Genomic DNA, 10,131 nt, shown 5'->3' on the forward strand with positions numbered 1-10,131 from the left:
TTCTGAGTATATTGTAATTGCAAATCTGATTTAGGAGGTATATTAAATGAGTTTACAAGATATTCTGAAAGCTACTTTTAAAGGTGAGACTACTGAAGTCGGATGGTACTTCGCAATGTCTAGGCAGGCAGAGCGCGAAGGTCACTTCGAGGCTGCTCTTTATTTCCGCCAGATCGCAATGGATGAAGCATGGCATGCAGCAGAGGTTGCTGAGCTTCTGGGTCTTGTAAAGGACACGACTATCGAGAATATCGAAATGATGCTCGAAGGGGAGACTATGGCAGAGGGTGAGAAGGCAGAGGCTGCAAAGATCGCTCGTGAAGAAGGTAATGAGGCTGCAGCATTATTCTTTGCAAAAGCATCACTCGATGAAGCAAGGCACAAATCAGGTCTTGCAGGTCTTCTTAAGAAAATGAAATAAATAGTTCATCTTAATTAATGATCTATATGTGATCGGAAGTGGGATAATGGCATCTGATATACTGGATAAGAAAGCTATTCTCCAGCGTGATAGAGAGTCCTATGCAATTGTCCCACATACTCCGGCAGGAATTATTAGTGCTGATGAATTGCAATGTGTTGTGGATGTTGCAAGAAAATATGGTGCTACTATTAAATTTACTTCTGCGCAACGCGTGGCCCTTATTGGATTAAAAGAAAATGATCTCGAAGATGCTTGGTCTGAACTTGGAATGAAGCCTGCTTCATCCATTGGCAGATGTGTTAGAAGTATCAAAGTATGTCCAGGGATCACTAATTGTAAAAGGGCACAACAAGATGCTATGGCATTGGGACTTAAATTAGATGAGTTGTACCATGGTATTGAATTGCCTTCAAAGTTCAAGATGGCAGTAAGCGGTTGTATGAATTCATGTTCAGGACCTGCGGTAAAAGATATTGGTGTGATGGGAACTCCGAGGGGATTTACTTTGCTGGCAGGTGGTAACGCCGGAATAAGGCCGCGAATTGGTGATGTGATCGCTGAGGGTTTGGATGAGGTTGAAGCCCTTGAAATGGTTGGAAGGATCATTGAATTTTATATGAGGTCTGCTAAAAAATATCGTCTTGGTAGGCTTATAGATGATATTGGGCTAGATGTTTTTAAAAATGAGGTCCGTATCGTGTGATATTTTTTCCTTGCACGTTAATGGATAATCTAATATTTCTGGAATAATTATTACGATGAATACGATTCTGATGCTTTCTTGGCTCTGATTACTATCCTTTTAAATTATGGGTGTTTGTGGTCTCAATATTGCATTACTTCTACATACAATTCTAAATTGGACCTTGTTCCAAAAGATTTACTTAAGTGTTTGTTTTGATGCGTTTTCTTACTTTTGCTGTAAGTTCTGTTTATGAAAATGTTTAAATATAATTGGTTCTACCAATACAGAAATCATATTTAATATTCACGATAATTTTTAGAAAGATATAGTAGTGTCACATCTTGGCAATATCAGGAGGATAATTTATGAGTATGGAATATTATAGTGGACTTTCTGTGGATGTCGCAAACAGTTTCGGAATGCTTACCGAATCTATGAGGATCACATTCGCAGCGGTCATGATCATGGCCACGATCGCCATAGCGATCTTCATGATCGGTATGTACATAAATCTTAAAAAATGGGGCTTAGGCGCTGAAGGGTATGGTCTAAAACCTTCCAATGGAAGTATCTTTACCTTCCCTAAAACCCTGGCTTATCAGATGAGCGCAAAAGGGCACGGTCATGGTCAGAATATTTTTTCAACATTGATCTTTGATGCTCTTCTTCAGAGGCGTGCTCTAAGACGCAGTCCTGGTAGATGGGTAATGCACCTTGCTATCTTCGGTGGCTGGATCGCGCTCTGTATAATGTCAATTGCAATGTTCGTTGTTGAGATCATCCACATGGTTGGTATTCATGTTCTCGAGCCTGCAGTTTTCAGGGATATGCTCAGTGTTCCTAATGATGTATTTAGTTATATTCTTTTGACCGGTATCATTATTGCTATCTTCAGGAGACTCTTTGTTGCAAAGGCTCGTGAGAGTACCATTGCTTTCGATTCAGTCCTCCTTATCGGACTTACTATTATTGTTGTTACAGGGTTTGTTGCTGATGGTATCAGGAACGGTACCCTCTGGGGTATGGGGATGCAATCCGATCTTGCACCACCTGCATCACTGTTCCACGTTGTGATCTCATTGTTCTTCTGTATCGCATATATCCCATTCAGCAAATATATGCATATGTTCGCAGGACCACTTACCCTTATGGCTAACAAGGGAGGCGAATGATCATGAAAGGTGAACCTTCAATTAATACAAATAACTTAACTGCTGTACAGCTCATGGAGATTGATGCTTGTGTACGCTGTGGTGAATGTGTCAAATGGTGTCCAACCTACGATGCTTCTAACAAAGATCCCGGACTCGCACCAAGGGACAAGATCCTCAGGTGGGGTCAGTTCATGAACAAGTCCTATGGTCTGCGTGCCAGACTGTTCGGTCCAAAAGCAATTCCTGAGGAAGATATCGCGCAGTTCAAGGATGATGTTTACAAGTGCACTACCTGTGGTATGTGTGCTACAGTCTGTGAGGTCGGTATCAACACTATTGAGTTGTGGGAATCCATGCGTGCAAATCTTGTCAAACGTGGTAATGGTCCATACGGTAAGCAGGGAATGTTCGTAAAGCTCATCGGCGAGTACAGTAATCCGTACATGGCTGACAACAAGGACAGACTTAAATGGATTCCTGATGATGTAAAGATCGCTGACAAAGCAGAAATCCTTTACTTTGGTGGTTGTACTGCAGAACTGAGGCAGCAAAAGCTGGCGTTCGCTACTGCACGTGTCCTCAACCATCTGGGAATCGAGTTCGCAATGCTCGGAGAGGATGAGGTGTGCTGCTGTTCCGCACTTGTCAGGACCGGTCAGCACGAGATCGAGGATATTGCACGTAGAGCTGCAAGGAAGAATGTTGACGGTATCGTTGCAAAGGGTGCAAAGACCGTTTTGTATGCATGTGCTGGTTGCTACCGTACCTCTCTTATAGACTGGCCAAGGTTGCTTAATGAGGAAATGCCATTCAAGATCGTCCATATCACAGAGTTCCTTGAGGATCTTATCAAGGAAGGCAAGCTTGAATGGAAAAAGCCATTTGATAACCTTACTGTAACATACCACGACCCATGTCACCTTGGACGTCACGTTGGTGTATATGAGCCACCAAGATTCGTGCTTAACGCGATTCCCGGTCTGAACCTTAAAGAGATGGACCGCATTAAGGAGAACCAGCGCTGCTGTGGAGCTGGCGGTGGTGTAAAGGCTGGAGTTCCGGATCTTGCTCTCGGTGTTGCTGAGACCCGTGTTCAGGATGCCCTTGCAAAGAACCCTGATATCCTTTCAAGTGCATGCCCGTTCTGTAAGAGGAACCTTTCTGATGGAAGGGATTCCCTTGGTGCAGATGAGCTTGTTGTTGAGGATATTATTGTTCTGACGGCTGAAGCACTTGGAATTTCACTTGATGATTGTGTGGAGAGTTGATCTCTCTACCTTTCGTTAATTTTTTTATATCCTTCTTTATTTTTACTCAGTTCTCTTTCACAGTTACTTTTAAATATTGCTACCTACTCTCTCTGGCTCATGGAAATTCCCTATGAACTTCTGGGTAAGCTATTCGTATATATGCTTCTCTTTGCTCTACTGGGGATTGTTGTGGCATTGCTTGTTGGATTTTACAGTTTTAAGAATAAAATGGTCATTTTTCCTAGCTTTGTTCTTTTCATGCTTTATCTGTTCTATTCTCCTGCCAAATGGATGTGTGGTGTCTTCTCAATAAGAGATACTCTTGTGGATGAGATCCTCATTGAGATAAGGAATGCTGTAATGCTTGATGATTTTATCAATGCAAAAGGTCCAAGAGCTGTATTTTTACCCCAGTGTATGCGCCATCCCAATTGCAGGGCCCGATGTGATCCTATACTTGGCTATGAGTGTAAAAAATGTGGTCTATGCGATATTGGCATAATCTGTAAAGCTGCCGATGAACATGGTTTCACAGTTTATGTGATTCCTGGAGGCAGTTTTGTAAAGAAGATAATGAAAGCACACAAACCAGGTTCTTGTATAGGGGTAGCTTGTTACAATGAGCTTTCTGAATCCATGGAAGAAATATCGTTCATGCCTGTTCAGGGTGTTTGTCTTTTGAAAGATGGTTGCTTCAATACAAAAGTGGATGTTCTCGAAGTGATCGAAAAAATGGAGCTCTGCAATGTATAATTTTATAGGTAAATTGTTATTGGTTCTTTTGGTGTTGTCTGTGTTTGTTTCAGCATTATCTCTTTATGCTAGTCGTGTAAGTCTTACTCGAAATGTCTGGTTATCCGGCCTTTTTGCGAATGTATTGGATTTCTTCTTCCTTCCGCTTAAATATTTCTTTTGTAAGTTCTCTGACCCGCGAAAACTTGATATGTGGATGGTCTCTTTGAAAAATTCCGCACACATGTCAGATTTTGCAAAAACAAAAAAGCGGCTGATGTTCGTCCCACATTGCATGCGTTCACTTGATTGTCCTGCATATGCAACGAAATATGGGATACAGTGCAGGTCATGTGGGAAATGTGTGTTCGACCAACTCAAAGAGGATGCAGAAAAGTATGGTTATGAATTTTATATCGTGACCGGCTCATCCTTTGTGAAGAATATTCTTAAAGACCGGCCTGCGGATGGTGTGCTTGTCATTGCCTGTGACTATGAAATAAATAAGGGTATGCGTTCACTGGCGGGTACTGGGGTTATTACATATGGTATCCCTATGCTCAATGATGGTTGCTACAATACGAAAGTAGATGAAGTGTTCGTAGAGGACACATTGCAAAAGTTCTCTCAAAATGAATGATAACAGGTATCCATTTAGTTTAAAATAAGTTGGTTGTGAGTGAGGAGAGTAAGCTCCCTTCTGTTGATGCAAAGCTTCCCATCAGCAGGGCTGATTTGGGAATGGTCCTTGTGGACACTTGCATTGACGATATTCGGCTATGCGTTAATAAATTCGGGGCAGTCCAGAAACCTGCTTGATCCCTACTCCAACTTGCATCCACGAGGTTTCGCCGTTCCATCCACGTTCCATACGACCTCAACCTTTCGGTATCATAGCATTGATATGGTGTGGTATCGTTTCTGTGCCAGAGCCCGGGTTCTCACCCGACACCCTTCACAGGTGTTCGTGTATCTGGATGATGGGGAGACTTTCCTCAGGTCAAATACCCGGCAATCGTCCTTCCTCTCTCAGATTTATCATTGAATGGGTTGTATATATAGTTGCCTACGACTACTTATATTTCTTATTCTACTCATGATAATAACGTTTATTCTTTTTTCGATATGTTTATTGCCTATTACCAATGAACCATGGTTATAGAATGAGGTGGTGCACATGATCAAAAAATCTTTACTGATTATAGGGCTTCTTGTTATCCTTATATCGATGGCTAGTGTGGCAAGTGCGAGTGAATTATATAACTTAACCTATCCAAAGGACACGCTCTCATGCGGGGATGTGGATGTTGGTGTGATCGTTGACGGTAATACTGTAACTGTGGAAGTTATATATTTAGCTCCTACACACATTTCAAGTGATAATAATATCAAAACATTTGGTTTGAACACTGTGGGGCTAACCGAAGACAATGTAATGAGTGTCACTGGTGCAACTCGAAAGCTGACTGGTGTTGACAATTTTTCGGCTGAATTTGGTAATTTCAATACTGGAATTGGTTTTCATCCAAGTGTCAAGACCACTGGTCCTATTACAATAACATTTGACAGTCCCGTGGTGCTTGTACCAAATTCTCAGGGCTTTGATGCAGCTGTGCATCTCCAGGGACTTGATGGTGGTGCGAGTGTCAAAGTTGCAGATGGTGGGTGTGGTCAGGAAATCCCAGAATTCCCAACAATTGCACTTCCGGTAGTAGCTATTCTCGGATTGGCATTTATTTTCATGCGCCGTAAAGAGTAAGAGAATTGCGATTAACTGCTGATTTTTTTCAAAGCAAATATTTCCAGCTAAAATTTTGAGCTTTTCTCTCTATTTCCAGCAGTTTGCTAGTATCTATTTATATACTTTCCAACTTTTTTGAATAGCTACCGCTATTCATCCTAATGATTTTCTTCTTATTGTCCTCAATTGATAGAGATTATAGCTGAATGCTGTAATCGCCATTTTGACATTTACTCTTGCCAACGTTGTTACTCTTACAAATCCTGACGTAAACACATTTTTGATAACAGCATAAGGTCTTTCTCCCTTTGCTCTTTTCCTGCTTATTCTTTTGTTTCTCATCTTATCCCTAATACCAATAGGGTGCCCTCGTACTCCCCTTTGCATAGTTGCATCATATCCTTTTGAAATTGCACCAAAGTAACCTCTATCTCTGTAAACAACTTCGCCTTCTTCAGAAAGATCCACCTGACTATCATGAACTGAGGCAGTAGTTGTCCTATATCTCCTTATCAGATCATATTCGGTATCTTCAATGGTATGTAGTTTATATCCAAAATGTGACTTAGATGCCTTTTTTGTCCATGTACCGTCCTTACATCTTCTGGTCTTTGCTTCATTTCCACGAGGAGTATCAAGATTTGCATGTCCTGGATCAGCATGTATAAATGTTGCATCCTGAATCATACCTTGCTTGATCTTCAGACCTTTCTTATTAAGTTGTCTTTGCATTTCATTCCAGATTTCATCTTCTTTTCCTGCCTGGGAAATTCGTTCTCTAAATGCCCAAACAGTAGTATGATCTGGAATTTTTGCAGGAAAGCCCAAGAATTTCCTAAAGGAAATTCTATCAGTAGCTTGTCTTTCAAGTTCAGGGTCAGATAGGCCATGCCATTGTTGCAATACTAACATTTTGAGCATGACGATTTCATCAACGTTTGGTCTGCCACCGAACTCTGTTTTATTGATATACATCTCTGCTATAATTGGACGAAATGGTTTCCAATCGATGAGAGATTCAATTTCAGAGAGCTTGTCACCGAGATTTTCAAGACGTTTGTACTCTTCTTTAAAAGCAAAGTTTGTTAAGGACATAATACAAAATTATTGTAATAGGTTATAAATATTGCTTCTGTTTGAGGGGTTTATCGGAATTCTCTCTTCTTTAAAAGCAAAGTTCGTTAAGGACATAATACAAAATTATTGTAATATGTTATAAATATTGCTTCTGTTTGAGGGGTTTATCGGAATTCTCGTAAGTTATAATGTAAGTGAACATCTATCTCAGATGTTCCTTTGTTTTTTGTTTTAGTTCTTATGTTTTTGAGGTTTGTTTTTTTCAGGCTGAATAAGTATATATGTAAGCAATTATATATTTTATTATGTAATAGTTTGTCTGGATATTATAATTAGTGTTTCTTCCTGTGTGGTGCAGGTCGATATCTTTGTATATTCAGGTGGTGGAAATATGGCTGATCAGATCGTTCTCGATCAATATAAAGAAATGGTGGAAAAGACGAAGCAACTTCATTCTGAATTGGTGGAGTTATCATCTAAAATGGGCAGCATTGCGGATACTATTGATAATGGATTACCGGAGCGAGCAGTTTCGGATAAGTTTGATTCAATAGATCATGATGTACATATGTCTGATGATCCACTTTCCAGTCGGAGGGTTTCCACTCTATCTGAAAAACGCATGGAATAATTTTAGCTATTATATTTTTATTATTCAATTTGTGATTCGAAACGCATAGGTATTATTTGATTGGAACTTAGGTGCCATTTATAATAATGTGGGGATGATCAACATGGATGAAAATAAGAGACGGCATTTATTTGATGGATTCTTTGAAAATGATTCATTTGAAGATGTTAGGGATATGATCGAAAACATCATGGATGCCATGAATGTTGATCTGGGTGACCTTTCTGGGAAGCCAAAAGTCTATGGTTTTTCGATAACACACCACCCTGGTGAAGAACCTGTTGTACGGGAGTTTGATACTGGTACAACTGGTGATGGTGATGATCTTACTGAGGGTTCTCGTATGGGTATCTCGGAATCGGACCCTCTTGTTGACCTCATTGAAACTGATGATCATGTCCATTTTATGGTGGACCTCTCTTGCGTGGAAAAAGAAGATATTAAGCTTAATGCGGAGGAAATGACCTTGCATGTCACTGCATCGCGTGGGCATTGGTCATATGTTAGGACGTTTGATTTGCTGGTGCCTGTGTATCCGGAATCTGCAAAAGCAACTTTTAAGAATGGCGTGCTTGATGTTATCTTCAAACGCCGTCTTATGGGTGGGTCGTATAATATTGATATTAACTGACATTTTGACGACGAAATGTCAAAAAAACATTAAGCTTATATATTTTCTTATATAGTAGTAAATATAAATTATCTTCTATAGGATTGGGTAGTATGAGTTCTGGTACTTTGAATAAGAAAATATTGGTCGTTGACGATGAAGCAGATACTATCTTTCTTATAAGTTCGATTCTTGAACCGGAAGGGTTTGAGGTCATCGGGGCTGATGGGGGTGCTGAGTGTTTGAAAATACTCGAATCTGTGAAGCCGGATGTAATACTGTTGGATATTATGATGCCTGATATGGATGGCTGGGAAACTTTCCATAAGATCCGATCAGAAGATGTTGATGTTCCAATTTGTATTATTTCTGTTAAATCACAGAGTTTTGATCGGATGCTTGGTCTGAATGTTCTTAATGCGAATGACTACATCAATAAGCCCTTTTCGGCTGAAGACCTTATCGGGCGCATCAATGCGATTTTAGGGTGAGATCATGATCTTTTATACTTTTGTTGTCATTGGTCGCTATCTTTGATCAATACTCTTGGTTTGCAGATGATCGCTTTTCCATTTTTGGCAAAAAGGTGTACTGTTCTATTTCCAGTCAGTCCATTCTCAACTTCTTTTCGAATATCCCAATATTTCTGTGGGTCTATTCCAGCTCTTAGTATCACGGCTCCTACACTATCTTTTTTTAAGAGACTGTTGATAATTTTTGCATCCATCTCGGTTACATACTTGATCTCATAACTATTCTTGGCCAGTGGGTGATCTAAAGGTTCTTCAGATGTAAAGAGACTTCTCTTTTGGTCGATCTCGTACAGCTGGACCTGCGTTGTGTTATTTTCATTTAGATCATTTGCCAATTCGGGAAGTAATTCTGCTTTTGTGACGGATGGTTCCGGCTCACATGCATATGCTTGTATCTTGTTCGTCATTGACAGCTTGGAACGTTCGTGTCCAGAGTCAATTCTTGCTTCTGCCGGGAGTGCAATTGCGGACTTGTCGCATGTCTTTATGTCTCCAAAGTACAGGTTCAGGCGGTTCAGCTGTCCGTTCAATGAAATATATTCTTTTTCACAATCGAATTGAATTTTTTCAGGTGTCAGTTGGGGTGGTGCTTCGAATGCGAAATTATTCGTTATTTTGGAATATGCTTCTAATACTTGTGGTATTCCCGGTTGAAGACTCGAGAGTCTTCTTTCATCCTCTGATGGTGGTCTTGCAGGGTCGGAAAAAAGTACGTCCAGTTTTGGTATCTGGTTGATGACTTCTTCTGAAAGCGCATCTCCGCAAATGAATTCTACATTGTCGAGCCCGTAGCGTTCACAATTTATCTCTGCATATTCTATTTTCTTAAGATCTATCTCTATTGCATAGACCTTTTTACATTCCTTTGCAAAGAATATCGTCTGTCCTCCGATACCACAACTGATGTCTGCGATGGTCCTGCATTTGAGCCGTTTTGCCCTGTACTTTGCAACTATTTCCGGTGTGGCAAAACGGATACCATCATTGTCAGCTTTCATCCTTTTATCAAATATCTTTTTTCGTGACACAATTATCAGTCTGGAAAATAGCTCAATCAATTTAAAGTAATCTCATGCTATCCTGGGAATGATCCGATATCTTTATTTAGATACCTTTGTTCTATAATGGATATTGGTGCTAGTGTTGATGTGTGTATAATAAATTGTACTGGTTTGTAAAATTCCCTGTTGAGTTGTGCTTAATATACTGTTTTTTATGGGAATCTGTGCAATACATATATATATTGAATATTACATTTAGACATCCTAAGTTAGGATTGATTGTGTAATTTGGC

The 10,131-nt window shown here is 40.1% G+C and carries 12 protein-coding genes and 1 other RNA gene; 10 read left to right on the plus strand and 3 right to left on the minus strand.

The features are described 5' to 3' along the window. Window positions 1-46 precede the first annotated feature (46 nt). The 6 genes from MBUR_RS12645 to MBUR_RS12670 all read left to right on the plus strand — a co-directional run bounded on the left by MBUR_RS12645 (window position 47) and on the right by MBUR_RS12670 (window position 4,885). Complete coding sequence (locus MBUR_RS12645; protein WP_011500420.1) at window positions 47-421, plus strand: ferritin-like domain-containing protein; 375 nt, start codon at window positions 47-49, stop codon at window positions 419-421. Window positions 422-467: 46 nt separating this feature from the next. Continuing rightward, window positions 468-1,127 (plus strand): NAD(P)/FAD-dependent oxidoreductase, encoded by a 660-nt coding sequence (locus MBUR_RS12650; protein ID WP_011500421.1) that lies wholly within the window; start codon window positions 468-470, stop codon window positions 1,125-1,127. Between the two features lie 347 nt (window positions 1,128-1,474). Beyond that, window positions 1,475-2,281, plus strand: coding sequence for a disulfide reductase (locus MBUR_RS12655; RefSeq protein WP_011500422.1), 807 nt, complete (start codon window positions 1,475-1,477; stop codon window positions 2,279-2,281). After that, the gene (locus MBUR_RS12660) at window positions 2,281-3,531 is read left to right on the plus strand and encodes a (Fe-S)-binding protein (protein WP_048063695.1); all 1,251 of its coding nucleotides are present in this window, start codon (window positions 2,281-2,283) and stop codon (window positions 3,529-3,531) included. Before MBUR_RS12655 ends, MBUR_RS12660 begins: the two co-directional genes overlap by 1 nt. Before the next feature lie 99 nt (window positions 3,532-3,630). Next, entirely contained in the window at window positions 3,631-4,266 is a 636-nt protein-coding gene (locus tag MBUR_RS12665; RefSeq protein ID WP_011500424.1) for a DUF116 domain-containing protein, read from the plus strand. Continuing rightward, window positions 4,259-4,885, plus strand: coding sequence for a DUF116 domain-containing protein (locus MBUR_RS12670; protein ID WP_011500425.1), 627 nt, complete (start codon window positions 4,259-4,261; stop codon window positions 4,883-4,885). The genes MBUR_RS12665 and MBUR_RS12670 overlap by 8 nt, the downstream gene beginning before the upstream one ends. A 37-nt stretch (window positions 4,886-4,922) precedes the next feature. Here the strand turns inward: MBUR_RS12670 and rnpB are convergent. Continuing rightward, an RNA gene (gene rnpB / locus MBUR_RS13210) (RNase P RNA component) lies at window positions 4,923-5,276 on the minus strand. A gap of 146 nt (window positions 5,277-5,422) precedes the next feature. Between rnpB and MBUR_RS14495 the strand changes: the two genes are divergently transcribed. After that, window positions 5,423-6,004: a PEF-CTERM sorting domain-containing protein gene (locus MBUR_RS14495; RefSeq protein WP_011500427.1), complete on the plus strand. Its 582-nt coding sequence runs from the start codon at window positions 5,423-5,425 to the stop codon at window positions 6,002-6,004. Window positions 6,005-6,139: 135 nt separating this feature from the next. Here MBUR_RS14495 and MBUR_RS12680 read toward each other — a convergent pair whose 3' ends face one another. After that, window positions 6,140-7,081 carry an IS5-like element ISMbu1 family transposase gene (locus MBUR_RS12680; RefSeq protein ID WP_011498312.1) on the minus strand — a complete coding sequence of 314 codons (942 nt, stop codon included), beginning with the start codon at window positions 7,079-7,081 and terminating at the stop codon, window positions 6,140-6,142. A 373-nt stretch (window positions 7,082-7,454) separates the two neighbouring features. Here MBUR_RS12680 and MBUR_RS12685 point away from each other — a divergent pair, with 373 nt between their 5' ends. The 3 genes from MBUR_RS12685 (at window position 7,455) to MBUR_RS12695 (ending at window position 8,795) form a co-directional block, all read left to right on the plus strand. Then, a complete protein-coding gene (locus tag MBUR_RS12685; protein WP_048063433.1) occupies window positions 7,455-7,694 on the plus strand; it encodes a hypothetical protein in 240 nt (79 codons plus the stop codon). Between the two features lie 103 nt (window positions 7,695-7,797). Further along, complete coding sequence (locus tag MBUR_RS12690) at window positions 7,798-8,325, plus strand: Hsp20/alpha crystallin family protein (RefSeq protein ID WP_011500429.1); 528 nt, start codon at window positions 7,798-7,800, stop codon at window positions 8,323-8,325. A gap of 92 nt (window positions 8,326-8,417) precedes the next feature. After that, window positions 8,418-8,795: a response regulator transcription factor gene (locus MBUR_RS12695; RefSeq protein WP_011500430.1), complete on the plus strand. Its 378-nt coding sequence runs from the start codon at window positions 8,418-8,420 to the stop codon at window positions 8,793-8,795. A 26-nt stretch (window positions 8,796-8,821) separates the two neighbouring features. On the opposite strand, the gene MBUR_RS12700 is transcribed toward MBUR_RS12695, so the two are convergent. Then, on the minus strand, window positions 8,822-9,865 hold the full coding sequence (locus MBUR_RS12700) for a trimethylguanosine synthase (protein WP_232221914.1): 1,044 nt from the start codon (window positions 9,863-9,865) through the stop codon (window positions 8,822-8,824). Window positions 9,866-10,131: the final 266 nt, after the last annotated feature.

The organism is Methanococcoides burtonii DSM 6242 (genome assembly GCF_000013725.1).
Classification (GTDB): domain Archaea; phylum Halobacteriota; class Methanosarcinia; order Methanosarcinales; family Methanosarcinaceae; genus Methanococcoides; species Methanococcoides burtonii.

Excerpts from the sequence above, each read along its gene's own strand:
- MBUR_RS12645 (WP_011500420.1), top strand. The coding sequence starts at position 47 with ATGAGTTTACAAGATATTCTGAAAGCTACTTTTAAAGGTGAGACTACT.
- MBUR_RS12650 (WP_011500421.1), top strand. The coding sequence starts at position 468 with ATGGCATCTGATATACTGGATAAGAAAGCTATTCTCCAGCGTGATAGA.
- MBUR_RS12655 (WP_011500422.1), top strand. The coding sequence starts at position 1,475 with ATGAGTATGGAATATTATAGTGGACTTTCTGTGGATGTCGCAAACAGT.
- MBUR_RS12665 (WP_011500424.1), top strand. The coding sequence starts at position 3,631 with ATGGAAATTCCCTATGAACTTCTGGGTAAGCTATTCGTATATATGCTT.
- MBUR_RS12670 (WP_011500425.1), top strand. The coding sequence starts at position 4,259 with ATGTATAATTTTATAGGTAAATTGTTATTGGTTCTTTTGGTGTTGTCT.
- MBUR_RS14495 (WP_011500427.1), top strand. The coding sequence starts at position 5,423 with ATGATCAAAAAATCTTTACTGATTATAGGGCTTCTTGTTATCCTTATA.
- MBUR_RS12680 (WP_011498312.1), bottom strand. The coding sequence starts at position 7,081 with ATGTCCTTAACAAACTTTGCTTTTAAAGAAGAGTACAAACGTCTTGAA.
- MBUR_RS12685 (WP_048063433.1), top strand. The coding sequence starts at position 7,455 with ATGGCTGATCAGATCGTTCTCGATCAATATAAAGAAATGGTGGAAAAG.
- MBUR_RS12690 (WP_011500429.1), top strand. The coding sequence starts at position 7,798 with ATGGATGAAAATAAGAGACGGCATTTATTTGATGGATTCTTTGAAAAT.
- MBUR_RS12695 (WP_011500430.1), top strand. The coding sequence starts at position 8,418 with ATGAGTTCTGGTACTTTGAATAAGAAAATATTGGTCGTTGACGATGAA.